Here is a 24,997-nt window from a genome sequence, read left to right as displayed (position 1 = left end):
CACGTAAACCAATGAATAAGTCGGGAGCATGGTTATTATTCGCATGGCTGGTTGCGGCCGTCGCCACAAGCGGCAGTTTATTTCTAAGCGAAGTATGGCATTTCACGCCATGCGTCTTATGCTGGTATCAAAGAATTTTCATGTATCCATTGGTTGTCCTCTTGGGCATCGCAGCTTACAGGCAGCAGACATTTATAGTTCCCTACATCCTTCCCCTGATAGTCATTGGCGGAGGCATATCGACTTATCATATCATCATTCAAAAGCTTCCCCGCTCGTCAGATGCGGCCTCATGCGGGCCGGTGTCTTGCCTGAACGATTACTTGAATTGGTTCGGGTGGCTGACCATTCCGATGCTGGCACTTGCAGCATTCCTGCTGATCGCAGCAGCTCTTTGGCTCGCCCGGCGCGCGCAAAAACAAGAACAGGCTAATGAAGTAGGGGCCGTGCATGCCTAGGGTCTTTTGATATATCATCCTCCTTAAGAGGAGCCTACGATACATGGATTAGTGGACGTAAACAATGCGACATGATGTGAAAGGAACAAGAACAGCAGCCGGATTAGGATTTCCGCTGCTGTTCTTTTAATAAGGTCTGGATATCGGCCAAAATCTGATCATTGTCCATATCCTCGCCCATCCGGTAAATACGGCGCACTCGCTGCTGGCCGTCAATCAATAGGAGTGATGTGACGGAGTGCGCAAACAAGCCGTCATCCAGGCGTACGATGGAAAAATTATATTGGGAAGCAAGCTCCTTCACCTTCGCTTCTTCTCCCCGAAGCAATGTCCAGCCGCTCTGATCGATTCCCATTCGTTCCGCATATTGGTGCAGCACCTCAGGCGTATCATTATCCGGATCGAACGTGATCGACACAAACTCAACGCCGTTTCCAAACCGCCCCAGTTCTTGAAGCTCAGCCTGAAGAGCAACCATATTCGCGGTTGTCGCGGGACAAATGTCCGGACATCGTGTGAAGATAAATGAGGTTAGGCGGATCTTCCCGTCGAAATCGTTGTCCGTTACGGTATCACCTTCAAGATCAGTGAACGCGAATGACGGGGATTCCATTTTGACCGGCAGCGAATCCGGACGGAACAAGGATTGCAGCACCAAGTAACCAGCTGCAGCGATGCAGAAAATAACGATTGCCATGACATATCTGCGCATTGAAGTTTTGCGAGCATGAGTCATTCCGTTTATCCTCCCAATGGTTTGGTAAATAACGTTTTCATTGTACTGGTCATAATGCTGCCTTGCCATGACTCCTTAGAGCTATGAATTAACCTCCGGAGGATAGCTCGTTCCTTTCCCGACACAAATATGTCGATGTTCCATGTAGAAATAGCTCTTATGAGTTATAGGAGCGAACGATTGAACTTGCTACAATCTGGGATATTACATCGGCACAGGAGAGGGAGGGAAGTAAGCGTATGAAGCAAAGGATCGTTACGCTCGTGTTGGTTTTATCGCTTATCGGAACGATGATGGCTTGTTCGAGCGAAGAACCGGTTGATCTGGAAGCTGTTCAAGCGGAGCTGACGACAAATCCGGAGACCGTCATTGCAGGAAGCGAGGCGGATATGAAAGTAACGGTTACGGGAATGAAGGTATCGGACACGGCACGGGCAACTTTCGATGTGCGGATTGGAGATGAGCCGGTGCTTATGGATGCCATTCATGAAGGGGATGGCGTATTCAGCGGAGCATTCACTTTCCCGGGCAAGGGCGTTTATACCGTCTATATTCACTTGTACGAGGACGATATCCATATCACGAAGAAGAAGCAGGTCGATGTCCAATGACAAGCTCAATCGCGAAACGGGTCTTACTCGCACTAATAGTTGTACTAGCGATGTTGCACGAAAGTCCGGTCAGGGCGGAGGAGGTGCTAACGAGCTTGCAAGCGATCGTGGACCAGGCCGTACCAGGGGACACGCTAGTGCTGAAGCCTGGCACATACCAGGGACCAGTTGCCGTTAACAAGCCGTTAACGATACGGACGGAGGGTGAAGGGAACGTCGAATTAATGAATACAAGTCGCCTTCCTGCCTTAACGATCGATGCCGACGGCATAACGGTTACAGGACTGCACATTACCGACGAGATGGTTAAGGAAACGCCAACGGTGCTCGTCAGAGGTCATCGGTCTGTTCTGAATGGCCTGTACATTCGAACCGGCGGCGATGGCATTGCGATCCGCGATGCGAATGAAGGAATGGTGACGGATACCAGAATCGAATGGATCGCAGACGGTGTACGGCTTGCGGACAAAGGGAACGGCGTGGATGTGTTCAATGGGCATCGCTGGAGCTTCATCGGCAATACGATTCGCAATGTCCATGACGGCATCTATATGGAAAACAGCGATGATACGCGTGTCACCGGAAACCGGATTGAACGTTCCCGGTATGGAATCCACTGCATGTACACGAATCGAACGGTCATCGAACGAAACGAAGGCAGCTTGAATGTGACCGGTGCCATGGTGATGACGGCCAGGCAAGTATCCGTTATCGGGAACTCGTTCTCCAAGCAAAGCGAAAACGTGAATTCACAAGGGATCTTGCTGTATGACGCGCATGATTCGATTCTGGCAGACAATACGGTTGATGGTAATCGGGTCGGCCTGTATGTTGAGCTGTCGACGGGCAACCGATTGGAGAATAACGAGGTTCGTTACAATTTTGTGGGGATCCAGCTTCTGGACTCCAGCTCCAATTCCATCGCCCGCAACCGGTTTACCGGCAATGTTGCGGACGCCCAGGCACGGAGCAGCGAGGACAATCGGATCTCCGGAAACTATTGGGACCAATTCCGAGGCATCGATGCAAATGGAGACGGGACAAGCGATATATCCTATGCGATTAACCCGCTGTTTCAGGGACTTACGAAAAAGCGCCCTGCTTTTCAATTGTTCTTCCAATCGCCCGGGATGGTATTTCTCGAAGGGCTCTATCAAAGCGACAGGGATCGCTGGACTACGGATTCGGCTCCGTTAATGGCGCCTCCGATGAGTGAAAACCAGATCGAGGATGCGGAAGGGAGAACCCTGACAGGGATAGCCGGACTTGTGTTATTAGGATGTACCGGGACACTATTTTTTTGGATGAGGAGACGAATGTCATGAGCAAAGGAATGAAACTGACCCCAATCTTCTTAGCATTGCTGCTGCTTCTGTCCGCATGCGGGGGAGAAGCCTATGAGCCGCAAGCTATAAACGAGGAGACGGATGTATGCGTGATCTGCAAGATGGCGGTTAAAGACGATCAATTTGCAACACAAATCATAACCAAAGACGGTCAATCGCTTAAATTTGATGATATCGGCTGTTTGAACACATGGAAGACCGAGAATGGAACCGATACGATCGGAGCCGCCTTCGTCCGGGATTACAACAGCAAGCAATGGCTTCGTTACGAGAAAGCTTTCTATGCTTATGATCCATCCTATAAGACGCCGATGGCATACGGAATCTTGTCATTTGAGAAGGAAGAGGACGCCAAAGCATTTATAGAAAAACAAGGAACGGGAACGCTGATGACGGCCGATGAGCTCCGTGATCATTCGTGGGAGGTCAATCGCGACATGATGGATATGGAAGGGGCGCATGATCATGTTCACCCGCCTGTTGAGGGGCAAAATGAAACCGTTGATCATGATCCTCCAGCGCATCAAGAGGGGCATTCGACAACTCCGGAACATCCCGCATCCGGAGGTCATGGCTCATGAAAGACATGGGGTACGTGGCCATACGGGAGATGAACATCGGGCTTCGCAACCCATGGGCATATTCATTCATGGCTCTTTTCACGGTATTCATGCTCAGTTTGCTAATCATACATACCCAAGGAGTGGTGAACGGATTTTCCGGCACCAGCGGAACCATGTTAAACCTGGCGTTGTACTTGCTCCCGTTGATGGCCCTGATGCTGGGATCATTCTCCTTGACCGGCGAGAAGGAAGAGGGCAACTGGGACCTGCTGTCGACGTATCCGCTTGGCACTTGGCCGTTTCTGGCAGGAAAATATATCGGGCTGTCTGCAGTGCTGATGTCCATCGTCGCCTTCGGATTCGGGCTGTCCGGGGCGGCAGGCTGGCTGCTCGGCAGCGGATTTGATTTTATAACGTACGGACAGCTGCTGGTTTTCTCAATCGGGTTATCCGTTTTATATCTCGGCATCGCCATGTTGATCGGTACGCTCGCCAGCAACCGGTGGCAAGCGCTAACGATCTCGGTAGGCGTCTGGTTCTTCACCGTCATCGCATGGCCATCGATCCTTATAGCGATCCTGGGCATGATGCCGTATCTCTGGATTAAGCCGGCGATAACGACACTTACATTTCTGAATCCAGCAGAATTGACGCGATTGTTTACCGTCGTCAAGTTAGGTGGCGGCTCAACGCTGGGACCGGAATATTACAAATGGATGATTTGGATCCGATCTCCCTGGGGCACGCCTGCTTTTGCGGGTGTGATGCTCGTATGGATCGGTGCTGCTCTTACCCTTGCTTATGGTATATGGGAAAGGGGGAGAGCTCGTGGGTGATCAACTCGTACGGTTCGAAGCGGTTCATAAGGCATTCAAGGGGAAGGTCGTTATTGACCAATTGGATTTGAAGGTCGCTCACGGCGAAGCGGTCGCTTTGTGCGGAGGCAACGGAGCTGGAAAAAGCACCTTGCTGCGGATGTTGGCGGGAATCTTGCACCCGACGAAGGGTGTTATCACCGTCAACGGGCAAACATACCGGGACAATCGGCGGGAATATGCCCGGCACATCGGTTATATGCCGGATGATTATCGCTTTAGTCCAGGATTAACGGCACTGGAGACCATGCTGTTCTGGGCCCGGCTTCGCGGACTCGGGCAAGCCCGTGCACGGGAAGCGTTATCGATGGTTGGTCTCTCGGATACCGGCAGCAAACCCGTGGCCTCCTTCTCTAAGGGCATGAGACAGCGGGTTATGTTTGCGCAAGCGATAATGGCACGGCCGCCGATCGTCATAATGGATGAACCGACGAATGGCCTTGATCCTTACTGGATGGATACGTTCGTCATGCTCGTTCGACAGGCAGTCGCCGAAGGCCAGACGATCCTCTTCTCCACGCACCAATTGGAGATCGCCGAAGCTTTGGCAGATCGGATCGTTTTTTTACGTGATGGGAATGTGGTGCTGGACGGGAATACGGGAGAGCTTCGACAAACATATGGAGCTGAGGGGATGCGCAGAGCATTCCGGGAGTTGTTTGGGATAAACGGAGGAAGCCCGAAATAGCGAAGCAGGCAGCGAGTCCGCAGGCGAACCGCTGTCTTGTTTCACTTTACGTGAGGCGATGGCCGGCGTTCAAGCCGCCCGTAAGGCTATCATTTAAGAGCTAAACGGCCAACATGTATGTCTAATTTGTGAGCAAGGAGATGAACAGGGTGATCCGCAGAATGATTCAGTATATGCTATTGATAGTTGTTCTTGCCGGAGGCGTGTATGCCGTGTCACGGTTTTTGGAAGCGCCGCATGAGGTTCCTGCAATTCCAGGGAAAGCTGCGCCAACATTTTCAGCCAAGGATCTGGAGGGAACGGAAATCCGCCTTGCTGATTACAAAGGGAAGGGCGTAGTTCTGAATTTCTGGGCCTCCTGGTGCAATCCGTGCGTCAACGAACTGCCGCTTCTTAACGAGGCGCATAAGTTAACAGGCGTGGACATGCTGGCGATCAATGTGGGGGAGCTCAAAGAAACGGTGCAGCATTTCGTTGACCGGTATGACCTCGAATTTCCGATCGTATTGGACTCCGACCTGAACATTAAACAAAGGTATCAATTGGTCGGAATGCCCCTTACCGTCATCATTGATGCGGACGGGACTTTGGTGGAACGTCACGAAGGGGAGCTGACAGAGATGGGGGACATCCTATCCCTGATGAATCGGATCAAACGCGACGATTAACATTCGCTAAAGGTTCCCGATGCAATATAATGGATCCATACATCCATCAGCTAGAAGGGGGAAATGATTGTGACCTATAAACAAAACAAATGGCTGATTCTTACGATACCTACCTTGACCATCGGGGTCTGGGAGTATGTCCGGCATGAGTTTCTGCTGCCGTATATTTCGATGGAGCTTGGAAACTGGCTTGCCCCGGTCATTGTGCTGCTCGTATCCTTGCTGTTTTTGACCAAATTATTTGCCATGATCGAACATAATCAGGAGGAGCTTAATCGTGCAAAAGCGATCCGCGCCGTGCTGGAGGAACGAGAGAAAATCGCACGGGAGCTGCATGACGGCATCGCGCAATCCCTCTTCTTTTTGAACGCGCAGATCTCGCAAATGGACCGCATGAATCAATCAAACGGACTTCCGCTTCATAAATTGAAGGAAAGTGTTCATCGCACCAATGATTACGTCAGACAAGCCATCGCCAATTTGAGGCATGAAGCCGATGCGGATAAAAATCCGTGGCTGCAAGGCATTGAGAGCTTGATCGATGAGCTGCAGCAGGAAACCGTTCTTGAAATTGAGACGAATTGGCGCATTCCGGAAACGATGCTGTCTTCCAAAGAGCGAGTGGAGTTATTCGCAATCATCCGCGAAGCGCTGCTCAACATTCATAAGCATGCGGAGGCGAAGCAAGTCCGAATCGAAGCGCGACCAACAGAAACGGGCTGGATATGCCAGGTCGCGGATGACGGCAAAGGCTTTAGCCCGGATGATATGAGGACCCGTAATCGATACGGTATCCAAATGATGCGTGACCGAGCCAAGGCGATGTCCTGGCACTTCAGCCTGGAACGTAAAGATGGGGACACGCTGGTAATCGTCCGAAAGGGGGCATATTGAAATGTCAAAATTCCGGGTGTTAATTATCGATGATAACGAGATGGCCAGAGAAGGGATCCGAATGATCCTGGAAAGCGATCCTGTCTTTGAAATCGTGGCGGAGGGAAGCAGCGGCGAAGAAGCCATAGCCTTAAGTGAATATTGGATGCCGGACCTGGTGCTGATGGATATTCAAATGCCGGGAATGGGCGGCTTGGAAGCAACCAAGAAGCTTAAAGAAGCCTTCCCCTACATCAAGGTCGTTATGGTTACCGTATCCGACGATATTGCGCATTTATTCGATGCGCTTAAGAAGGGCGCCCAGGGCTATCTGTTGAAAAATATGGAGCCTGAAGCGTGGCACGAATATTTAAAAGCAGTCGCCATCGATGAGGCGCCGGTGACGCGCGAGCTGGCGTTTCGAATCCTGAAGGAAATGTCCCCGAAGCGTGCGGACGAGGTCCAAGATCATCCTTTAACTGAACGGGAGCATGAAATTCTAGTGCTCGTCGCCGAGGGAATGAGCAATAAGGAAATTTCAAGCGATCTGGGCATCTCCGAGCATACCGTGAAAAATCACCTGAAGAATATCCTTCAAAAGCTGCACTTGGCCAATCGGGTTCAGATTGCGCGATATGCTTATGAACAAGGCTTGGTAGGCAAGAAATAGCAATGAAGGAGCAACGAAGTAGCAATGAAGTGCAAGTTTACAATGAAGTGGCAAGTTAGTAATGAAGCAGCAAAGATGTAGCAGGCTTTGATGGAATAACGAATGGTGATAGGCTGCTATGATTGCGCTGCAGCTTTCTAACCTAATACATTCTTATCCTTCTAAAGGCTTCATATAATGAACAGGTAACTCCCATCAATGCGGGCTTATCCGATTAGGTCTTTATGTGACGATGGACGGTACCAGTAACTTGAAGCATGAGGCAGTTCTTAGAAGGGAGTAATCGTCTTGGATACAGCAGGAAACAGCTTGGCGCTCGTTGCCCTTACCGGATTGATGGGTGCACCGCATTGTTTCGCGATGTGCGGAGGCATCGTGTCGTCGGTTGCACTTCGCGCACAAGGCTCGCCAATGGCTTTGATACTCGCATATAACGCAGGCAGAGTAGCAACTTACGCGGCAATCGGCGCTTTTATGGGGTTGGTCGGCTCCTTTCTGGATACTGCAGCCGGATTCGTCGGGCTCCAATCTGCGGCCAGCATCATTGGCGGTTTGCTGATCTTGTTATGGACCTTTCGTCGGTACACGGTCCCGCTGTTTCGCACGCATCCGTATAAAAGTTCTCGCGTTCAGTCGAAGCTGCAGCGGCTCGGGCAACGTTATGAAATCCTTGCAACCTTTTTGACAGGAATCCTGCTGGGCTTTTTGCCATGCGGATTGACTTATGCGATGCACATGAATGCTGCCGCCTCGGGCAACGCTGCAGAAGGTTCGCTGATTATGCTGGTGTTCGGTTTATCGACGTTTCCGATCTTGCTTCTGACGGCGATGTCTGCAGGAAGCCTTACGAAAAGATGGCGCAGGGCGATGCGCAGAATCGGCGGATATCTGGCCGTCTTGGTGGGGATGCTGTGTATCCTAAAAGGTCTAAGTGCGAATGGATGGATTCCTTCCATACACCCCTGGTTGTGGTGATGGCAGGTTTTTCATTTTAATGAACCGCAAAAACGGTGCTCACTTTGACATACCGCTCCTTCCACTGTAATTCGGCTTCGGCTTGCCATTTCCCGCGCATGACGGGCACTACCGTCGCATGATATACCCCGGGTCGAATCTCCTCAATGGAAGCAGGAAAAACCCCGCATAACATATCCGGCATGGTAATGTTTAATTCGAAATCCGCGCCGGTTACGGGTATTCCGGATAACTCGTCAATTTGCAGCTCAAAGGTGGTCTCCTGCATTGATGCTGCCGATAAGTCTATCGGCGTTATTTCCATACGTATTTGATCATCGATATAAAGTGCCTCTGCTGATGGACGGTCTTCCACAATATGAAACAAGGTGAACAAGAGCGCAAAACCGAACAACAGCAGGATGAGCCATCTCGCCTTCATGCTTCGCCTTCTTCCTGTAATTCATAACGTTAATTACTGATGTTATATGTAGCTGAACTGCAGAAAATGCCGGAATATGTGCTGTAGTGCAGCTAAAGCTTACATAAGAACACAGAAGCAAAAGGGATTTTCTCATCATCTATGCTCTTGTCCCTAGGCGCATGAATGAACAAGGCTTAATATTGAAATCCTATGGAAGTGGTATACATTCTCGATTTCCGAAGGAGGAAGACTGACATGGCTCACCAGAAAAGAAGGAAAGAAGCTGCCTGGAAGTCGCGTAAGCAAGCACAGCACCCCCATGGAAAAATCAGATCGCTCAAGGAATTGTCCGGCGAATAGGATGAGACGTATACTGCTTGGAAGTAAAGGACTGTCGGTTCGTTTTAACTTACCGGCAGTCTCTTTTTTTTATAAAAACGGGCAGTCCCGTGACTATATTTTTGATCAATTCATGGCAAAAAACGAAGAAATCATGAGATTTCAAAAGAAATCAGAAGATTTTATGCATGGATTTCTAGCGGAATGCGAGACATTATGTCCTGATCAACTTGAAGATTCAAAGAACTATTCCATAAAATACTATATTATCAGCACTCGACCTAATAGAGTGCTAACAAATGAAGCTGAAGGAGGGAAGAGAAGGAACTATCAGCGTCAGTGACTAAGCTGGCGTAAGTTTGTTTGTCGAATCATTTTTTGGGAACAGGAGGATTTCGAAGATGAATGTACTGTTACTTGCCGGTGGATTGGGAACCCGACTTAGACCGATGACGGAGAACATGCCGAAGCCGATGGCACCGATTCTGAATCGTCCCTGGCTGGAACATCTCATTCTTCATCTGAAGGAACAAGGCGTTCACCGTTTCGTTATCGCCCTTAAGCATCATCCCGAAAAAATAAAAAACCATTTCGGCGACGGCCGCCGGCTGGGCGTGTCGATCCAGTATGCGCTTGAAGATAAGCTGCTGGGGACAGCCGGGGCGATCAAGAATGCCGAGGCTTTACTCGATGAACAATTTATTGCCATGAATGCGGATATCGTCCACGATATTGAACTGAAACCGCTGCTGGATTTCCATCGATCTCACGGAGGAGAGGTAACGATCGGTCTGACGGAGGTTGAGGATCCTAGCGCGTACGGGGTGATTGAGCAGGACGATACGGGGCGCATCTTGCGTTTTGTGGAGAAGCCCCGCTTGGACGAGGCCCCTTCGAGGCGGATCAACGCAGGTATTTACATCATGGATAAAAGCGTGCTCGCAGCGATTCCGTCCGATCGGGAGGTCTCCATTGAACGCGAAACGTTTCCACATCTCATCCGCGAAAATATGGGAGTCTTCGGTACGACGATTCAAGGCTATTGGGCGGATATGGGCACCAAAGACAGATACCGCAAAATTCACTGGGATCTCTTAACGGGACAGAGCCGGATCCAAATTCCCGGACACGTCCAGGATCAAGGCATCTGGATCGGCAAGGGCTCTAAAATCGGGGCCGGCGTCCTCCTCGTTCCGCCGGTATTGATCGAAGATCACGTACGAATCGGAGCGCGGGCCGTCATCGGGCCTCATGTGGTGCTCGGCAACAAGTGCACGATCGGCCCGAACGTCCGGCTATCGGAAACGATCCTGTGGGACGGCTGCCGTGTAAACGAGGGAGCGTACTTAAACAACTGCATATTCGGTTACAATCTCGAGCTCGGCTCAAGACATATTTTGCATGAAGCCGTAATGAACAGACTGGGAGTGATGCAAGCATGACCCGGGTGGCTTATATCAGTACTTACGTTCCGAAGAAATGCGGCCTGGCCACGTTCACGTTTCATTTGCGCCAGGCGGTCCATGCAGTGAAGGAGTGGAAAGCGAAGGACCCTGTCATCGTGCTTCACGACGGGGAAACGGACGGCTCGCAGGATCCGCTGCTGTGGCTGCTGCGTCGCGATTGCGAGAACGATTATGAGAAGATGGCGAACAGAATCAACCAGTCCGAAACCGAGGTCGTCTCTCTCCAGCACGAGTTCGGGATATTTGGCGGCGAGGCCGGCCGGCACATCTTGCGTTTCATCCGCAATCTGAAAAAACCGCTGGTGACTACGTTTCATACGGTATTTGAGCAGCCCCGTGAACCGTACGCAAGCATTCAGCGGGAAATCGCCGAGCGAAGCGACCGGATCGTCGTAATGAACCGCAAAGCGATATCTTATTTAAACCGCTCGTTCGGCATTCCGGAGGAGAAAATCGTCTTTATACCGCACGGTACGCCAGAGCCCGATTCGGAGCGGCGGCAGGCATTCCGCGAGCAGCTGGATTGGACCGATCGCAAGGTGTTGATGACGTTCGGTCTGCTGAGCCGCGGAAAAGGGATCGAATTGATCCTGAGAATTTTGCCTGACATTGTTAAAAGGGTGCCTCAAGTGCTGTATGCCATCGTCGGGCAAACACACCCGGAGGTCAAGAAATGGGAAGGAGAGAAGTACCGCGAAGAGCTGAAGGCCATGATCGCTGACAGCGGGATCGGTGACAATGTCGTCATGATCGACCGTTACATGGAGGAGAATGATCTGGTGCGCCATATTACGGCATGCGACGTCTACGTGACACCGTATCCGGGCATGGAGCAGATCACCAGCGGAACGCTGGCCTATGCGGTCGGCTTGGGACGTCCGGTGGTTTCGACTCCATACTGCTACGCACAGGATTTGCTCGCCGATGAGCCTGAGCTGCTGATTCCGGCTAATGACGAGGCGTTATGGCGGGAACGGATCGTGTCGCTGCTGACCAACGACGTGATGCTTCAAGATGTCGTCCGGAAAATGAAGCGGCTGGGGCAAACGATGCATTGGCCAAGCGTCGGGAATGAGTACAACCTTCTGTTTACCGAGGTGGGGAGACATGGAAAGGCGATCCGTTCGGTTTGACCATCTGATCAAGATGACCGACGATGCCGGCATACTCGAGCACGGGTTCGGGACGATCCCCCGCCGCAACGAAGGATACAGCACGGACGACCAGGCCCGGGCGCTATGGGTTTGTCTCGAATGGATCAAGCATTGCAATCCTGAAAACCAGCAACAGCTCGAGCGGTTAGCCGAGGTCTACATCGCTTTTTTGCTGTGGGCGCAAAAGGCAGACGGGCATTTTCATAACAATTTTGCCTATGACCGCAGCAAGGAGCCGGAAATGCCTTCCGACGATTGCCTTGGACGCTGCCTATGGGCTTGTGCGAAGGCGATGACAGCAGCACCCGCACCCTCGTTTGCGATGGTCGCTGAATCGATCTTTCATAAAGCGCTCCCGCAGGTTGACCATTTGCGGTATCCGCGCGGATGGGCTTACAGCATTGCCGCGTTCGGCGAGCTGCACCGTGCCGGATATGATATTGATCTGACCGCCCGTATTCAAGATCTTGCCGAACGGCTGTCCGCGCTCTATCGCAGAAATTCCGCTCCAGGCTGGTCTTGGTTTGAATCGGAGATCACTTACAGCAATGCCGTGCTGCCATGGGGGATGCTGTGGGCTCATGAAATGTTGAAACGGACGGACTTGCTTGACATCGCCTTGAATTCTCTTGATTTTCTTATTGGATTGTCGCAAAACGAAGCGGGACAGATCCGGCCGGTAGGCAGCCAAGGGTGGTGCCGTCCGGGTTATCGGGCTTTGTGGGACCAGCAGCCGATCGATGTGATGAAGCTGGCGTTAGCGTCTGCCAAGGCCTATGAGCTGACGAACATGCACAAATATAAATCGACCGTCAAGAAGTGCCGCGATTGGTTTTACGGCGGCAACGATCTCGGAGTCCCCATGGTTAACGAGCGGGATGGCAGCTGCTGCGACGGCTTGAGCGCCGATGGGCCGAACAAAAACTGCGGGGCGGAAGCCGTCATCTCTTACTTGATGACCGAAGCTATTTATGAAGAATGGATACAACATGAAGCGCAACTCGTCATTATCCAATAGACATCATACAAAAAGAGGTGGATCAACGATGCCTTTGACCAAAGAACTGCAAGAGCAGCGGATACCAAGCCGGGAAGGGAGAGCTTCCGTCCCCTCCCATGTATTCCGTGAATACGATATTCGCGGCAAAGCGTATGAAGACATTGACCTCCCTTTTTGCTATTGGCTGGGGAGAGCTTTCGGCGAAACCTTGAAGACGGCCGGCCTGGATACGGCCATTGTCGGCCATGACAATCGTAAATCATCCCCGGATTTTCACCGGGCCCTGATTGCCGGATTGCAGCATTCCGGATGCGAAGCGGTTGATATCGGCGAAGTGACAACACCGATGTTCTACTATGCGATGCATCACTATAAAGAGCCAAGCGGCGTCATGATTACGGCGAGCCATAACCCCGGCGACGAAAACGGCTTTAAAATCGCCATGGACTATACGACGATTTACGGAGAAGAAATCCAGAAGCTTCGCAGTCGCGTGCTTGGCTTGGCAGCCGAAGGCAAGCTGCCGTCCCGGTTCGATTATGTCGAAGCAGGTCTGCGCCGCGAAAGCGTCGAGGAGCCTTATTTGGACATGCTGGCAGACAAAATCCGGCTGAACGGCCGGAAGCTTAAAGTCGTGGTCGATTGCGGGAACGGAACGCCTTCGCCATTTGCTCCCAAGGCGCTCCGCCGCTGGGGCTGCGATGTGGTAGAGCTGTACTGCAAGTCGGATCCGGATTTCCCGAACCATCATCCCGATCCGGTGGAGCCGAAAAACTTGCAGGACCTGATCAATGTCGTGAAGAAAGAAAGAGCCGACATCGGCATCGCCTTCGACGGTGACGGAGACCGCGTTGGAGTGGTGGACGAACAGGGCGGCATTTTATGGGGCGATCAGCTGATGATCCAGTTCTGGCGTGAAATTCTGCCGAAATATCCGGGCTGCAAAGCGCTGGTGGAAGTCAAATGCTCGAAAGCGCTGGTCGAAGAGATTGAGAAGCTGGGCGGCGAGCCGGTATTCCATCGCACAGGCCACTCCCACATTAAAGCGAGCATGCGCAAATTGGATGTGCCGTTTACGGGCGAAATGTCGGGGCATTTATTCTTCCGCGATGAATACTACGGCTTTGACGACGGGCTGTATGCCGCTGGACGTCTGCTGCGCATCTTGAGCCGGGATTCGCGCCCTCTGTCCGAGCTATTCTCCGACTTGCCAAGATATTGCGCGACCCCTGAAACGAGAGTCCCATGTGACGACGATGCGAAACAAGAGATCATTCATAAGCTGAAGAACTATTTTGACGGGAAGCACGAGCTAATTGACGTGGACGGCGTACGCGTGCTGTTCCCGAACGGCTGGGGACTGGTTCGCAGCTCGAACACCCAGCCGATCCTGGTGCTTCGAGCGGAGGCTGATAACGAGACAGACTTGCAGGAAGTCAAAGCCCATATGGAGCAAGCGCTCCATGAGGCTGCGCCGGGATTGCAAATTCAATGGTAAGCACGAGAAGCTCCTGCGGCGACCATGCCGGGGAGCTTCTTTTTTTAATAAGGAAGGGGCTCTTTTGGGGACTAGATGGAGTATAGCAGCGCCATTCAAAGGAAGCGACATGAATTTTATTATTGCAAGATAACGTGTTCTTGTTGGATGTTATTCAAAGCTATGGCCGTATTTGATGATTCAATGTAAGTTTCTGCTAGTTACATCGCAAGATTCGGGAGGTACTATATTAAGTAACGCTTTGTCAGACATCAGACCAATAATAATCATTGTATTGTATTAAAGGAGGCTACCTGTGTATGAAGTCTCATCCCTCCGACCGCATTAAAATGCCGCCAGGCTTTTGGTCCGGCATTCGTCAATTAGGGCTCGCTGACCAAGACATCGTCGGAAAAGCGGGACTCCCGCTCACGATCATAAATGATTCAGAGGTAACGGCAGCTCAATATTATTCAATCTGGCAGGCGTATACCGATCTTATAGGTGATCCCGCACTAGGAATCATCAAGCTGGCGACGGTCTTTGAAACGGCGAAGTACCCGCCCACCGTCTTAGCGACCTACCATGCCCGTGATTACAGGGACGCTCTTACCCGAATGATCCGGTACAAACCATTGTGCCCTCCTGGAAGTTTGAGCATAATCGAGGATGGCGGGCAATGCACGATTGAACTGGATTGGCTGCACACCGAGGAGCCTGGCCCGCCGATTCTGCTTGGCATCACGCTGGCATGCCTGCTCGAATTGGGCCGCAGGGGAACAGGGCGTCCGTTGTCGGCACAAGCTGTTGAATTTTCGTTTTCGGATGCCGTTGGCGATGCTGAGGCCCTCGAGGCATACTTTGGCTGCCATATCCGGTTTGGAGGCGAGCGCAACCTCTTGACGCTGCATCGAAGGGACCTGGATCTTCCGTTCATCTCGTTCAATGAAGAATTGCTTGAGATCCTGACTCCCGTTCTGGACCATTCGATCCATGAACGGCAGTTAAACCTGTCGATAGCCGATAAAGTCAAATGGATCATGAAACGAAGCCTGGCAGGAGGGCGGCCAGATATTCTGGCTATCGCCAGGGAGCTCGGAATGAGCGGCCGTACCCTGCAGCGCAGGCTCGCCGAAGAGAATACAAGCTTCAAACAGCTGTTGACAGAGGTTAGACATGTGCAAGCATGCGAATACTTGACGGATTCTTCGCTGGACTTGAAAGAAATTGCTTTTTTGCTTGGATATGAGGATCTGAATTCGTTCTACCGGGCTTTCCGTCAATGGGAGGGGGATACCCCGACGAATTGGCGCTCTGTACATTCTGCTTCCTGGGCATCATCATTTGGCGTGTCGTGCAAGAATATTGGCACCTTAAACTAGTTACCGAATGCGCAAAACAAGGTATCCTAACTCTATCCTCAGTGCTACCATAGTCTAGCAAAACGTAAGGAGAAATGAAGGATGGAAATGGGATTAACCAATAAAACGGCTCTAGTCACGGGATCCAGCAAAGGAATTGGCAAAGCCATTGCCTTTGAGCTTGCCAAGGAAGGGGTTCATGTGCTCGTTAATGGCAGAAAGGCCGAAGACGTAGAACGAACGGTCCATGAAATAAAATCGGTATACCCGGAGACCTCGCCTCAAAATGCGGCAGCCGATCTGGTGGATCGGTCACAACGCGAAGCATTATTCGAAAAATTCCCGAACGTGGATATTTTAGTAAACAGCATGGGAATATACGAAATCATGCAATACGAAGACATTGATGACGCGGTTTGGGATAAATACATTTCCACGAATGTGCTTGCAGCAAATGCCCTGACGAAATTCTATATGCCCAGCATGCTGGAGAATCAGTATGGCCGCATTATTTTCGTTGCGAGTGAAGAGGCCGTTATGCCTTCGGGTCAAATGCCGCAGTATGCCGTGACAAAATCGATGCTGCTGTCCTTATCCAAAAGCTTGTCGAAATTAACCAAGGGAACGGAGGTTACCGTTAATACGATTATGCCCGGACCGACACTCTCTGAAAATGTACAGCAGATCATTGAGGGCATGTACGATGATGAAAATATGCCCTTCTCGGAAAAAGAGAAAGCCTTTATGGCATCAAACTTGCCTCAATCTGAAATTCAGCGCTTTATCAGGCCATTTGAAATTGGCCGGTTAACAGCATTTATCTGCAGCCCTTATGCTTCGGCGTTTAAGGGTTCACCCATACGGATCGATGGGGGAATGGTGCCGACGATCTTTTAACGCTACCTGCGTATCAACGAACAAACATGACATGTAGTTGTCCCAAATTTGAGAAAATGATGTTATACTATTAGATGCATGCCCGATAACCCTCCATTCACATGATGGAGGGTTTTTCATTTGGCGTATTCTCCTAACCGAGACATTCGCATACACGATGCGGGGGAAGTCGAGTTTTTTTACAGTATCCATGGGAATCCCAATTCCAGGTTAACCTCGAATTCACCATATTTTACAAAAATCTGCACTTTTATTATCATTCGACTGGTATACTATTTTAAATATCGCTCGAAAGGTGAAGATGCATGCAATATCTTGTCAGTTTCATTATCGCCGTGTTACTTACGTCCATATCCTATTTCCTCGGCAGCCGTTTGGTTACGAAGGGCATACATCTCTGGCAAGCTGTAGCCATCGGTGCATCCGTAGTTTCTGTGGGTGCTATTGCAGAAGCAATTGGACTTCCGATCTGGTTGATTGTGCTTTTACCCTTCCCGGTCGGCATGCTGTTGTTGTTTCTATTTTTGAAACAGCCGTTACGGATATGGTTCGCCACGTATTTGACCATTTTAGCTCTATATACGCTGATTCACGTCATAGTCAGTTACTTCTTCCAATTCCATTCGCTGATCCCAGCCTGGAAGTTATCGTAGCAGGAGAAGTGCCGATCGAGCAGCCAAAATTACGTGAACCCCGTATCATGTGCATTGACGGCATTGCTCTTGCCTCCGGTAGTAGTAGCAAATGGCTGCTGTCCCCAGAGCAATCCCCCAAATTGGCATAAGCAGAAGCGGCGTTGTGCCTCCCCAATTTTGAAAATCACCACTCATCGTAAACTCAAGAATGACTTGAATGCCGGTAACCGTTAAGAGGATTGCCACGAATCCGGCAGGAATGACGGCTAAGGCAGGAGGCACGCGTCGACCACCCAAGATTGGGAACCAACGGGGGAAGCTTTCCCCCCAAGGCTTGATAAGTCCATGCGTGAGAAAGGCACCTCCGATCGAGACCAAGGCAAGTCCGGCACCGGCCCAATCTGCGCCTGAAGCTTGCAGGCTGTACAGCATTTCATCGGTGATTCCAAAAGGAATACCGAACAGCCAGGCTATGCGAGTGATATCATAATAAAGTGGGGCAAGGATCGCTGCAAAGGTGGCCCATCTTCCCAAACGATTCACTGCGTTCATCCGCCGTAACGTATGCTCCTTGCTTCGTCCGCAATACCTGCAAGCATCGCGGGCGTGGCGCTGGTAGATCAAAGCCGATGCGGCCCATAACACCCCGCCGATCAAACAGATATATTGGTTCACGACCGGCCATATGAAGAAATCGAGATAGTGTAATGACTGTCCGAATACGGCTCCGATTAAAGATACTGGGGCATAAGCCAACCCTATCAGGGCGCGGGGATCAGGGATCGCAAAGCAAAGGACCATGGCTCCGCTCCAAGCGTATAGCAGCATGATTGCTCGGGTGATCCCGCGGGCTTTCCGATTTAATAAGAGCAGGGCCAATGCTCCCAGTAAACACAGGCAAGCGATAACAAGCCCGCCGTTAGCGGCTGCTGCATGCCGAAACAGAGAGTGGGCCGCACCTGGATCATTAACCAAGCCTAGCGGGAAGCCCGGGCCACCTGCCCACCAGTATAGTCCAAGCGCGCCGTAGGTGAGCGTCCAAATGATCGTCGCGTAAGGGACCCACTCCGGCCAGCGTCTCCACCAATGCAGCGCTGAGGTTTTCGGTTGATCCGGCAAGGCGGAGGATACATTCTTTTCATGTGCGGGATTCATTGATCACGCCTCCTTATACATCGTTACGATAAGTATAAGAAGCCTGGGTAAACACGAGGTAAACGGGAACAAAACTTCACCCTAAATGTGCTCTGCCTGCAGCCTGATCAATATTGAAGTCCCTTCACCAAGAGAGCTTTGGACAATGATGTTTCCACCGTTCGCCTCGATGAATTTCTTTGCAATGGATAATCCAAGCCCTGCATGTTCGTTTGTCGGTTGAATCGAATTTCGCTCCGTAAGCTGGCTGAATCCGACCCCGTTATCTTTGATTCGAATCTCCGCAATGCGATGATGTAGCAGTTTAATCCGAACCTCGATCTGGGTATTCTCCGGATTATGGACGACGGCATTGACGAGCAAATTCCGAATAGCACGTGTCATGAGTTTCGGGTCGCAGCTGATCGATAATTGTTCCGGCTCCGAATCCATGACAAATGCGTACCTGGCAGCCCAAGGAGCACTGCTGACATCCGCTACCGTTCTGCGCACGAGTTCAACGATATCCGTGTTCTCGGCATTTAGAGGAATCGGACCATTAACCGTTTCATTAAGATCCTCAACCAGTTCTTGCAGGTGCGCGGCCTTCTGCTGAATGACCGAAAGAAAATCGCTTTTCTCCGTTTCGCTCCACCGATAATCAGGGTGAACCAACATCGCGGAATAACCGGAAATATAGGTTAACGGTGTTTTTAGATCGTGAGAGATCCCTCGAATCCATTCCTTTTTCGATTGTTCCGCTTCACGCAGCGCCTTCTCGTTGTTTTGGAGCGTGCTGCCAAGCATTCGCAAGTGCTCGAACACTTCCTTGTAAATCGCATACGGAATTTTCAGCCTGTCTTTGTGATGGGAGCGAAGATTGTTCCAGGCCGTTGGCGGATCGAACCGCCCGCTAGCCAGCCGCCTGATCCAGACAATCATGATGTAGAGCGGCTTTCCCAGATACCATCCGATCACAAGCAAAGTAACAACAAAGAGAACGCTGCACAAGACGACCACGAAGATTTCGTAATGATTCGAAGTGTTACCGGTCCGAATCAGCTCCGGCCAGAATAACCAGGCAACCCCGATGATGATCACTTGAATACAAATCAATAGAAAAACGAAAGCCGCCAGCAACTGAAGAGCGATGCGAAGCATAAAGTTCATGGTGTTAGCCTCCCGACGGCGGAACGAACTTGTATCCGATTCCTCTTAACGTAACGATGATCTTAGGATTAGCCGGATCGACTTCCAGCTTCTTGCGTAACCTTGAAATATGAATGACGACCGTCTTCTCATCACCATGAACCATCATGCCCCATATTTGCTCGTATAGCTGCTGGGCTGTAAATACCCGGTTGGGGTGCTTGCAGAAATAGAGGAGAAGTTCAAATTCCTTAGCCGGACATGGCGTATCCTTTTGATTGATAATGAGTTGGCCCGTTGACCGGTTGACGGTAAATGTCTTGAATTGATAAAGTTCTTCGGCGTATTTATGATGGGATTCAACGATCATGCTCCGCCTCAAATGTGCCTGAATCCGCGCGATAACTTCTAAAGGGTTAAATGGTTTGGTTACATAATCATCCGCGCCCAAGAACAGCCCACGAAGCTTATCCAGGTCGCTGGAACGGGCAGTCAGAAACAAAACCGGAGTCGTGATGGTTTTGCGCATTTCCGTGCAGAGCGAAAATCCATCCATGTCCGGCAGCATGACGTCAAGAACGATCATGTCGAAACGTCTTGCTTGCACGGCATTGAGTGCTTCAACTGCAGAACCGGCTTTGACGATATCGATAAATCCTTCTTTTCGAAGCAAATTTTCAAGCATGACCAAAATACCTTCCTCATCATCCACTAACAATATGGCTTCGCTCCGCATGACTAAGGTCTCCTTTTTGAACAGGGATGCTGTTTGATTAACAATCCGATTTATATTTAAGTACGGCAATCCAGATAAATCTCCTGCATGCTCGGAATAGTGCCTTGCCTCTTTCTAGCCCGCGGTAAGCCCCAAGACGATCAGAATGCACGCCGCGCTCATTAAGATCCCCCCAGGATGAGCGCGGCGAATTGACCAAAACGCAATGATCGCACCATACAGAAAAGAACTGCAGGCAAGCAGACCGACCACAAGTCTTACGTCGTGCTCGAACCAGATGGCTGCCGCAATTAAGGCGATTCCGCTCAGAAGCCAGTTAAAAGTGCTAACATGCAATAGCAGTGCTATGAGCTTTTGCAGCGTTCCGGAGATCCGCCCATTCGCCGCAAAATCTGCCTCAATCGGCCTGATGATGATCCGCTGCATCACAACGCCGTGAATGACCGCCGTACCGCCGCCAATGACTCCCGCTGCCGTCAATGCAATGCTGTTCCAATCCATTTTCAAGCACCTCCATTATTTTTAATACGATTTCGTAGTAAATGATGGATCCAATGTATCATTGTGCGCGAAAACGTGTCAACGAGTAATTTTCGACGCCAGCTTTAATCGTGAAAGTGCCTGATTGGCTTGGTCTCCGCCCATTGCTGGATATGGTTACAAGAAAAATCGGAGGAGCTGTTGAAATTATTACGATATCGTATTAAAATAGGCGCAAGACATAATGATGTGAAGTCGAACCTAAAGGAGTGACCGGTATAAAACATCTATACGATCTCTTCCTGAAGACCGGTCTGCGTCCGTTCCCTTTTATGACCGATACGCTTCAGCTCGAACAAAAGGTGACCCGCTCAGATATGTCGACGCTGCTTATTTTGCTCCTGCGCGGAGATTTGACCATGTCGGAGCTGGCTGCGGAGATGGGGGCACCATTAAGTTCGATGACCAGCATTGCTAAGCGGCTTGAACGCAAGGGCTTGATCGCACGAGCTACATCTGCGCAAGACCAACGGGTGAAGCTCGTCACGCTGACGCAGGAAGGGCTGCAGCTGGCGAAAGAATGGGAACAAATCATGATGGCGCTGCTTGGCAGATTGGAGGAGGCATTTACGCCGGAAGAATTGGAACAACTCACGTCACTTCTGTTCAAGGCCGCTAAAGTCTTCCAGGATGGAGGACCTGTTACACCTCAAGAAGTAAAGCGCCAGCCAATAAAGATTCAGATTGAGGAATAACCGGTTAAATACCGGATTTTTCCGATCAATTACTACGAAATCGTACTAAAAAGGAGCGGGTTGACTTGAGGATCATCATCTACACGGGCAAAGGCGGAGTCGGCAAGACCAGCATCGCGGCGGCAACGGCAGTGAAAATGGCCGGGCAAGGCAAGCGAACCATGATTCTAAGCACAGATGCAGCGCACAGTTTAGCGGATTCCCTGGCAGTACCGATCGGTCCCGATCCGGTGCAAATCAGCGATAACTTGTGGGGGCAGGAGGTGAACGCGATCCGCGAGACGGAGCGCAATTGGGGAACCGTGCAGGTCTGGCTCACCCAATTACTCGACAAAGCGCAGCTTAAAGATGTCACGACGGAAGAAATGCTGGTTTTCCCCGGCATGGAGGAGCTGTTCAGTTTGCTGAAAATCAAGGAGCACGCTGAAAGCGGGAAGTTTGATGTCCTGGTGGTGGATTGCGCCCCGACCGGAGAGACGCTGCGGCTGCTAAGCTATCCAAACGTATTGAATTGGTGGCTGGAGAAAATCTTCCCGACCGAACGCAAACTGATCAAAATCGTGAGGCCGGTTGCCAAAATTGTTAAGGATATCGATCTTCCATCGGATGACGTGCTGGACAGCATCGAGCGATTGGCGCGGGGATTGGAAGAAATGCAGCGGCTCGTCCTGGATTCGGACACCACGTCGGTCAGGATCGTGCTCAATCCCGAGAAGATGGTGCTGGCCGAAGCGAAGCGCTCCTTTACCTATTTGAATCTGTTCGGGTTCAATACGGATGCCATTATCGTCAATCGGGTGCTGCCGGATGAGGCAGGAGAAGGATTCTTCGCGCATTGGCGGGACATTCAAAAGAAATATGAGGAAGAAATCGTCTCGAACTTCCAGCCTCTTCCGATTCTGAAGGCCCCTATGATGCAAAAGGAAATCATCGGCATCCCCGTTCTTAGAGAATTAGCAGATATCGTCTATGCAGACCGGGATCCATCCGCTATGTTTTACCACGGCAGAACGGAGTCGATTCGGGAGGAGGACGGAGAAATGCTCTTGGAGCTTGCGATACCTTTCATCGATAAGGCCAATCTGAATTTGACGCAGACGGGCGACGAATTGACGGTAGATGCCGGTGCTTATAAACGCAAGGTCATCCTGCCAAGAACGTTGATGAACCGCCAAGTGGCAGGTGCAAGATATGCGGAGGACCGGCTTGTTATCCGTTTTGGCAAACGGGATCTCGAGAAGCGTATGCAGGATTAATAAGAAGCGGGAGCGCAAAGGAGGAAACGAGTCATGGAAAAAATGCTTCGATTGGAGCTGTTGTTGGCAAACCTGGAGCGGCATCAAACGAAGGAGCATGTGAAAAACGCCGTCAAGGAGTGGCTGCTTGCTTCGCGATCCGTGATCGACAGCGTCATCGATACGATCGAGGAGGAAAGAGAAGCCCCTGTCGCCCGCAAAATCAATATTACGGACGAATAGGGAATCACTCGGGAGCATGAAGCTGTTCCCGCTGAAGGCTATTCCTTCCGGGATAGCCTTCAGTGATTATTCACCTTATTTCAATAACAATTTTTCCTTTCGCGATGACTTTCGCTAATGGCATGGGCCTCTCTGATCCCTTCCTCGGATAATGGGAATCGGTGCCCAATGATAACCTTAAGTTTGTTTCGTTCTAAAAGCTCAGCCATCCTTGCTAATTGCGAGCCATTCGGTTTCAGCCAGACATTGCCTGATTTTATGTTTTTCTGCGCCGCCTTTTCTGGATCAGGCTCAGACACGATCGATGCCAGTTTGCCGCCGTTTTTCAAGACGGTAAAGCTCTTCTCTTGGTTTTCGCCTCCCAGCGAATCAAGGACAAAATCATATTCGCGGAGAACCTTCTCAAAGTCTTGTTTTTTGTAGTCGATCACTTCGTCGGCACCCAGCGACTTTAATAAATCCACATTATGGGTTCCCGCTGTGGCTGCTACATAAGCCCCAGCCTCCTTGGCGAGCTGGATGGCGAATGTGCCGACGCCTCCTGCTCCGGCATGAATCAGAACCTTTTGGCCTTTTTGAATATTACCAAAGTCGAATACGCACTGCCATGCCGTTAAACCGGCCAACGGGACGCAGGCTGCCTCTTCAAAGGATAAATTCTCAGGTATTTTGGCGAGCAAATGAGCATCTACGGCAGTATATTCCGCATAGGTTCCCCGGTTCGTTGTTTCAGGACGGGCAAAGACCCGGTCACCAGCCTTAAATTTCGTCACTTGTGCGCCGACTTCATCGACGACACCAGCAGCGTCCCATCCTAGAATAATCGGGAAATCAAACGGCATCATGGTCTTGAGATACCCTTCACGAAGCTTCCAGTCGATCGGATTGATCGAAGTGGCATGAAGCTTTACGATGACTTGATGCTCTCCTGGAGCAGGCTTTGGAACATCCGCTTCTTTTAACTGTTCTTTTCCGCCATATTGTTCAATTATGATAGCTTTCATATCCATTCACACCTCGATTGTTGGGCAACAAGCACGGGCTTGAGCATATTTTTATAATTATGGGCAACTGCGATCCGGTTGATACCCTGATGCTAAACGGTGAAGCCCTGTCCTGTTGCTGGATAACAATTCATATCCCTGAACAGATAAACCCGATATAATTGAAATCAGACGATTTCGCGAGGGGAGAAAACATGTTAACTACACAACAATTAGTGGACATCGAGCAATTGCAAAAAGAGTGTGAAAGCCATGATCATGTACAGCTGAAGCTGAATTGGGAAATGCTCAGAGAGCGCACAGCCGACCCGTTGGATTATTTGCAGTATGAACAAGGCGAGCTTGTAGCGTTTCTAGGTTTGTATGCTTTTGGTTCCACCGTCGAGGTTTGCGGCATGGTAAAACCATGCGAGCGGCGTAAGGGATATTTCCAGCGATTGTTTGATCGCGCCATGGAGCACATCAAACTAAGCGGATACAAGAAAATTTTGTTGAATGCACCTTCAGGATCGGATGCGGCAAAATCCTTTTTGAAGAAACAAGGCGCTAAGTATGCGTTCTCGGAGCATCAAATGAAATGGCAGGAATGTCACCTCGAGGAAACGGGCGGCCTTGTTTTGCGGCAGGCTGCGATCGACGACTACGAAACGAGCGTACAAATATCCGTTCAAGCGTTCGGCATGGACGAAGCAGACGCCAGAGCGATGGAAAATAAAACATTCGCGGATCATACGGACATGCGCATGATTGTTGTGAATGAAGAAACCGTTGGTAAGCTGCGGGTAAGCCGGGAAGAAGAGGGGCAGGCTTGGATATATGGATTCGCGGTCCTGCCGGCATATCAAGGCAAGGGAATCGGGAGACAGGCATTGCGCCAAGTCATTAAAGAACTAAGCGCTGCCGGATATTCGGTACACCTAGAAGTCGAAACGAAGAACGAGCATGCGTTAGGGTTATATGAATCCGTTGGTTTCAAAGCCGTACATACACAAGATTACTATAGCTATCCGGGAAGGGAATAGCGGATGCTCATTTATTGTAACCATGTCTTAAACAATCGGACTGG

30 protein-coding genes are annotated in these 24,997 nt (G+C 50.6%); 23 read left to right on the top strand and 7 right to left on the bottom strand.

From position 1 onward, the window contains the following. Positions 1-11: 11 nt before the first annotated feature. Entirely contained in the window at positions 12-458 is a 447-nt protein-coding gene (locus tag BBD41_RS00565) for a disulfide oxidoreductase (protein ID WP_099476359.1), read from the top strand. Between the two features lie 103 nt (positions 459-561). Here the strand turns inward: BBD41_RS00565 and BBD41_RS00560 are convergent, their stop codons facing one another. Beyond that, a complete protein-coding gene (locus tag BBD41_RS00560) occupies positions 562-1,194 on the bottom strand; it encodes an SCO family protein (RefSeq protein WP_099476358.1) in 633 nt (210 codons plus the stop codon). Positions 1,195-1,433: 239 nt separating this feature from the next. Here BBD41_RS00560 and BBD41_RS00555 point away from each other — a divergent pair, with 239 nt between their 5' ends. The 9 genes from BBD41_RS00555 to BBD41_RS00515 all read left to right on the top strand — a co-directional run bounded on the left by BBD41_RS00555 (position 1,434) and on the right by BBD41_RS00515 (position 8,463). After that, the gene (locus BBD41_RS00555) at positions 1,434-1,805 is read left to right on the top strand and encodes a hypothetical protein (RefSeq protein WP_099476357.1); all 372 of its coding nucleotides are present in this window, start codon (positions 1,434-1,436) and stop codon (positions 1,803-1,805) included. A gap of 95 nt (positions 1,806-1,900) precedes the next feature. Beyond that, positions 1,901-3,130 carry a right-handed parallel beta-helix repeat-containing protein gene (locus tag BBD41_RS00550; RefSeq protein WP_237086982.1) on the top strand — a complete coding sequence of 410 codons (1,230 nt, stop codon included), beginning with the start codon at positions 1,901-1,903 and terminating at the stop codon, positions 3,128-3,130. After that, positions 3,127-3,732 carry a nitrous oxide reductase accessory protein NosL gene (locus BBD41_RS00545; protein WP_099476355.1) on the top strand — a complete coding sequence of 202 codons (606 nt, stop codon included), beginning with the start codon at positions 3,127-3,129 and terminating at the stop codon, positions 3,730-3,732. The genes BBD41_RS00550 and BBD41_RS00545 overlap by 4 nt, the downstream gene beginning before the upstream one ends. After that, a complete protein-coding gene (locus BBD41_RS00540; protein ID WP_099476354.1) occupies positions 3,729-4,550 on the top strand; it encodes an ABC transporter permease in 822 nt (273 codons plus the stop codon). The genes BBD41_RS00545 and BBD41_RS00540 overlap by 4 nt, the downstream gene beginning before the upstream one ends. Further along, positions 4,543-5,277 (top strand): heme ABC exporter ATP-binding protein CcmA, encoded by a 735-nt coding sequence (gene ccmA / locus BBD41_RS00535; protein ID WP_077566199.1) that lies wholly within the window; start codon positions 4,543-4,545, stop codon positions 5,275-5,277. Before BBD41_RS00540 ends, ccmA begins: the two co-directional genes overlap by 8 nt. A gap of 149 nt (positions 5,278-5,426) precedes the next feature. Then, on the top strand, positions 5,427-5,945 hold the full coding sequence (locus BBD41_RS00530; RefSeq protein WP_099476353.1) for a redoxin domain-containing protein: 519 nt from the start codon (positions 5,427-5,429) through the stop codon (positions 5,943-5,945). Positions 5,946-6,008: 63 nt separating this feature from the next. Continuing rightward, a complete protein-coding gene (locus BBD41_RS00525; protein WP_077566203.1) occupies positions 6,009-6,839 on the top strand; it encodes a sensor histidine kinase in 831 nt (276 codons plus the stop codon). A gap of 1 nt (position 6,840) precedes the next feature. Further along, a complete protein-coding gene (locus BBD41_RS00520) occupies positions 6,841-7,488 on the top strand; it encodes a response regulator (protein WP_077566205.1) in 648 nt (215 codons plus the stop codon). A 336-nt stretch (positions 7,489-7,824) separates the two neighbouring features. Continuing rightward, positions 7,825-8,463, top strand: a complete 639-nt coding sequence (locus tag BBD41_RS00515; RefSeq protein WP_418304264.1) for a sulfite exporter TauE/SafE family protein — start codon at positions 7,825-7,827, stop codon at positions 8,461-8,463. Between the two features lie 16 nt (positions 8,464-8,479). Here BBD41_RS00515 and BBD41_RS00510 read toward each other — a convergent pair whose 3' ends face one another. Then, entirely contained in the window at positions 8,480-8,884 is a 405-nt protein-coding gene (locus BBD41_RS00510) for a FixH family protein (protein WP_077566207.1), read from the bottom strand. Between the two features lie 237 nt (positions 8,885-9,121). Between BBD41_RS00510 and BBD41_RS30165 the strand changes: the two genes are divergently transcribed. The 9 genes from BBD41_RS30165 (at position 9,122) to BBD41_RS00470 (ending at position 17,213) form a co-directional block, all read left to right on the top strand. Then, positions 9,122-9,226 carry a DUF6254 family protein gene (locus tag BBD41_RS30165; protein WP_222119631.1) on the top strand — a complete coding sequence of 35 codons (105 nt, stop codon included), beginning with the start codon at positions 9,122-9,124 and terminating at the stop codon, positions 9,224-9,226. 1 nt (position 9,227) lies between these two features. Continuing rightward, positions 9,228-9,548 carry a hypothetical protein gene (locus tag BBD41_RS00505; protein WP_099476351.1) on the top strand — a complete coding sequence of 107 codons (321 nt, stop codon included), beginning with the start codon at positions 9,228-9,230 and terminating at the stop codon, positions 9,546-9,548. A gap of 58 nt (positions 9,549-9,606) precedes the next feature. Beyond that, positions 9,607-10,647 (top strand): nucleotidyltransferase family protein, encoded by a 1,041-nt coding sequence (locus BBD41_RS00500; protein WP_099476350.1) that lies wholly within the window; start codon positions 9,607-9,609, stop codon positions 10,645-10,647. After that, entirely contained in the window at positions 10,644-11,804 is a 1,161-nt protein-coding gene (locus BBD41_RS00495) for a glycosyltransferase family 4 protein (RefSeq protein WP_099476349.1), read from the top strand. The genes BBD41_RS00500 and BBD41_RS00495 overlap by 4 nt, the downstream gene beginning before the upstream one ends. After that, positions 11,779-12,843 carry a glycosyl transferase gene (locus tag BBD41_RS00490; protein ID WP_077566215.1) on the top strand — a complete coding sequence of 355 codons (1,065 nt, stop codon included), beginning with the start codon at positions 11,779-11,781 and terminating at the stop codon, positions 12,841-12,843. The genes BBD41_RS00495 and BBD41_RS00490 overlap by 26 nt, the downstream gene beginning before the upstream one ends. A gap of 28 nt (positions 12,844-12,871) precedes the next feature. After that, complete coding sequence (locus BBD41_RS00485; protein ID WP_099476348.1) at positions 12,872-14,323, top strand: phosphomannomutase/phosphoglucomutase; 1,452 nt, start codon at positions 12,872-12,874, stop codon at positions 14,321-14,323. A gap of 299 nt (positions 14,324-14,622) precedes the next feature. After that, positions 14,623-15,684 carry an AraC family transcriptional regulator gene (locus BBD41_RS00480; RefSeq protein WP_099476347.1) on the top strand — a complete coding sequence of 354 codons (1,062 nt, stop codon included), beginning with the start codon at positions 14,623-14,625 and terminating at the stop codon, positions 15,682-15,684. A gap of 81 nt (positions 15,685-15,765) precedes the next feature. Continuing rightward, positions 15,766-16,560, top strand: a complete 795-nt coding sequence (locus BBD41_RS00475; RefSeq protein ID WP_099476346.1) for an SDR family NAD(P)-dependent oxidoreductase — start codon at positions 15,766-15,768, stop codon at positions 16,558-16,560. Between the two features lie 305 nt (positions 16,561-16,865). After that, positions 16,866-17,213 (top strand): hypothetical protein, encoded by a 348-nt coding sequence (locus tag BBD41_RS00470; protein ID WP_077566221.1) that lies wholly within the window; start codon positions 16,866-16,868, stop codon positions 17,211-17,213. A gap of 45 nt (positions 17,214-17,258) precedes the next feature. On the opposite strand, the gene BBD41_RS00465 is transcribed toward BBD41_RS00470, so the two are convergent. The 4 genes from BBD41_RS00465 to BBD41_RS00450 form a co-directional block, all read right to left on the bottom strand. After that, positions 17,259-18,350 carry a hypothetical protein gene (locus BBD41_RS00465; protein WP_099476345.1) on the bottom strand — a complete coding sequence of 364 codons (1,092 nt, stop codon included), beginning with the start codon at positions 18,348-18,350 and terminating at the stop codon, positions 17,259-17,261. Between the two features lie 81 nt (positions 18,351-18,431). Further along, entirely contained in the window at positions 18,432-19,499 is a 1,068-nt protein-coding gene (locus BBD41_RS00460) for a sensor histidine kinase (protein WP_099476344.1), read from the bottom strand. A gap of 4 nt (positions 19,500-19,503) precedes the next feature. Beyond that, a complete protein-coding gene (locus BBD41_RS00455) occupies positions 19,504-20,214 on the bottom strand; it encodes a response regulator transcription factor (protein WP_099476343.1) in 711 nt (236 codons plus the stop codon). Between the two features lie 114 nt (positions 20,215-20,328). Beyond that, positions 20,329-20,715 carry a hypothetical protein gene (locus BBD41_RS00450; RefSeq protein ID WP_077566223.1) on the bottom strand — a complete coding sequence of 129 codons (387 nt, stop codon included), beginning with the start codon at positions 20,713-20,715 and terminating at the stop codon, positions 20,329-20,331. A 248-nt stretch (positions 20,716-20,963) separates the two neighbouring features. On the opposite strand from BBD41_RS00450, the gene BBD41_RS00445 reads away from it, so the two are divergent. The 3 genes from BBD41_RS00445 (at position 20,964) to BBD41_RS00435 (ending at position 22,927) form a co-directional block, all read left to right on the top strand. Next, positions 20,964-21,449, top strand: a complete 486-nt coding sequence (locus BBD41_RS00445) for a MarR family winged helix-turn-helix transcriptional regulator (RefSeq protein ID WP_223260451.1) — start codon at positions 20,964-20,966, stop codon at positions 21,447-21,449. Between the two features lie 65 nt (positions 21,450-21,514). Next, positions 21,515-22,705: an ArsA family ATPase gene (locus BBD41_RS00440; RefSeq protein WP_099476342.1), complete on the top strand. Its 1,191-nt coding sequence runs from the start codon at positions 21,515-21,517 to the stop codon at positions 22,703-22,705. Positions 22,706-22,738: 33 nt separating this feature from the next. Next, on the top strand, positions 22,739-22,927 hold the full coding sequence (locus BBD41_RS00435; RefSeq protein WP_077566227.1) for a hypothetical protein: 189 nt from the start codon (positions 22,739-22,741) through the stop codon (positions 22,925-22,927). A gap of 80 nt (positions 22,928-23,007) precedes the next feature. Here the strand turns inward: BBD41_RS00435 and BBD41_RS00430 are convergent, their stop codons facing one another. Continuing rightward, positions 23,008-23,931, bottom strand: a complete 924-nt coding sequence (locus BBD41_RS00430) for an NADP-dependent oxidoreductase (protein WP_335582729.1) — start codon at positions 23,929-23,931, stop codon at positions 23,008-23,010. A 194-nt stretch (positions 23,932-24,125) separates the two neighbouring features. Between BBD41_RS00430 and BBD41_RS00425 the strand changes: the two genes are divergently transcribed. Continuing rightward, positions 24,126-24,953 (top strand): GNAT family N-acetyltransferase, encoded by an 828-nt coding sequence (locus BBD41_RS00425; RefSeq protein WP_077566230.1) that lies wholly within the window; start codon positions 24,126-24,128, stop codon positions 24,951-24,953. Positions 24,954-24,997 lie beyond the last annotated feature (44 nt).

This window comes from Paenibacillus ihbetae, from assembly GCF_002741055.1.
Lineage (GTDB): Bacteria > Bacillota > Bacilli > Paenibacillales > Paenibacillaceae > Paenibacillus_AQ > Paenibacillus_AQ ihbetae.
The sequence above is the reverse complement of the archived record's forward strand: the minus strand, read 5'-3'. Positions and strand labels throughout refer to the sequence as shown.

Excerpts from the sequence above, each read along its gene's own strand:
- BBD41_RS00510 (WP_077566207.1), bottom strand. The coding sequence starts at position 8,884 with ATGAAGGCGAGATGGCTCATCCTGCTGTTGTTCGGTTTTGCGCTCTTG.
- BBD41_RS00500 (WP_099476350.1), top strand. The coding sequence starts at position 9,607 with ATGAATGTACTGTTACTTGCCGGTGGATTGGGAACCCGACTTAGACCG.
- BBD41_RS00505 (WP_099476351.1), top strand. The coding sequence starts at position 9,228 with ATGAGACGTATACTGCTTGGAAGTAAAGGACTGTCGGTTCGTTTTAAC.
- BBD41_RS00470 (WP_077566221.1), top strand. The coding sequence starts at position 16,866 with ATGCAATATCTTGTCAGTTTCATTATCGCCGTGTTACTTACGTCCATA.
- BBD41_RS00475 (WP_099476346.1), top strand. The coding sequence starts at position 15,766 with ATGGAAATGGGATTAACCAATAAAACGGCTCTAGTCACGGGATCCAGC.
- BBD41_RS00540 (WP_099476354.1), top strand. The coding sequence starts at position 3,729 with ATGAAAGACATGGGGTACGTGGCCATACGGGAGATGAACATCGGGCTT.
- BBD41_RS00490 (WP_077566215.1), top strand. The coding sequence starts at position 11,779 with ATGGAAAGGCGATCCGTTCGGTTTGACCATCTGATCAAGATGACCGAC.
- BBD41_RS00425 (WP_077566230.1), top strand. The coding sequence starts at position 24,126 with ATGTTAACTACACAACAATTAGTGGACATCGAGCAATTGCAAAAAGAG.
- BBD41_RS00495 (WP_099476349.1), top strand. The coding sequence starts at position 10,644 with ATGACCCGGGTGGCTTATATCAGTACTTACGTTCCGAAGAAATGCGGC.
- BBD41_RS00465 (WP_099476345.1), bottom strand. The coding sequence starts at position 18,350 with ATGAATCCCGCACATGAAAAGAATGTATCCTCCGCCTTGCCGGATCAA.
- BBD41_RS00545 (WP_099476355.1), top strand. The coding sequence starts at position 3,127 with ATGAGCAAAGGAATGAAACTGACCCCAATCTTCTTAGCATTGCTGCTG.
- BBD41_RS00525 (WP_077566203.1), top strand. The coding sequence starts at position 6,009 with ATGATTGTGACCTATAAACAAAACAAATGGCTGATTCTTACGATACCT.
- BBD41_RS00485 (WP_099476348.1), top strand. The coding sequence starts at position 12,872 with ATGCCTTTGACCAAAGAACTGCAAGAGCAGCGGATACCAAGCCGGGAA.
- BBD41_RS00435 (WP_077566227.1), top strand. The coding sequence starts at position 22,739 with ATGGAAAAAATGCTTCGATTGGAGCTGTTGTTGGCAAACCTGGAGCGG.
- BBD41_RS00430 (WP_335582729.1), bottom strand. The coding sequence starts at position 23,931 with ATGAAAGCTATCATAATTGAACAATATGGCGGAAAAGAACAGTTAAAA.
- BBD41_RS00515 (WP_418304264.1), top strand. The coding sequence starts at position 7,825 with ATGGGTGCACCGCATTGTTTCGCGATGTGCGGAGGCATCGTGTCGTCG.
- BBD41_RS00460 (WP_099476344.1), bottom strand. The coding sequence starts at position 19,499 with ATGAACTTTATGCTTCGCATCGCTCTTCAGTTGCTGGCGGCTTTCGTT.
- BBD41_RS00480 (WP_099476347.1), top strand. The coding sequence starts at position 14,623 with ATGAAGTCTCATCCCTCCGACCGCATTAAAATGCCGCCAGGCTTTTGG.
- BBD41_RS00565 (WP_099476359.1), top strand. The coding sequence starts at position 12 with ATGAATAAGTCGGGAGCATGGTTATTATTCGCATGGCTGGTTGCGGCC.
- BBD41_RS00560 (WP_099476358.1), bottom strand. The coding sequence starts at position 1,194 with ATGACTCATGCTCGCAAAACTTCAATGCGCAGATATGTCATGGCAATC.
- BBD41_RS00520 (WP_077566205.1), top strand. The coding sequence starts at position 6,841 with ATGTCAAAATTCCGGGTGTTAATTATCGATGATAACGAGATGGCCAGA.
- BBD41_RS00450 (WP_077566223.1), bottom strand. The coding sequence starts at position 20,715 with ATGGATTGGAACAGCATTGCATTGACGGCAGCGGGAGTCATTGGCGGC.
- BBD41_RS00555 (WP_099476357.1), top strand. The coding sequence starts at position 1,434 with ATGAAGCAAAGGATCGTTACGCTCGTGTTGGTTTTATCGCTTATCGGA.
- BBD41_RS00455 (WP_099476343.1), bottom strand. The coding sequence starts at position 20,214 with ATGCGGAGCGAAGCCATATTGTTAGTGGATGATGAGGAAGGTATTTTG.
- BBD41_RS30165 (WP_222119631.1), top strand. The coding sequence starts at position 9,122 with ATGGCTCACCAGAAAAGAAGGAAAGAAGCTGCCTGGAAGTCGCGTAAG.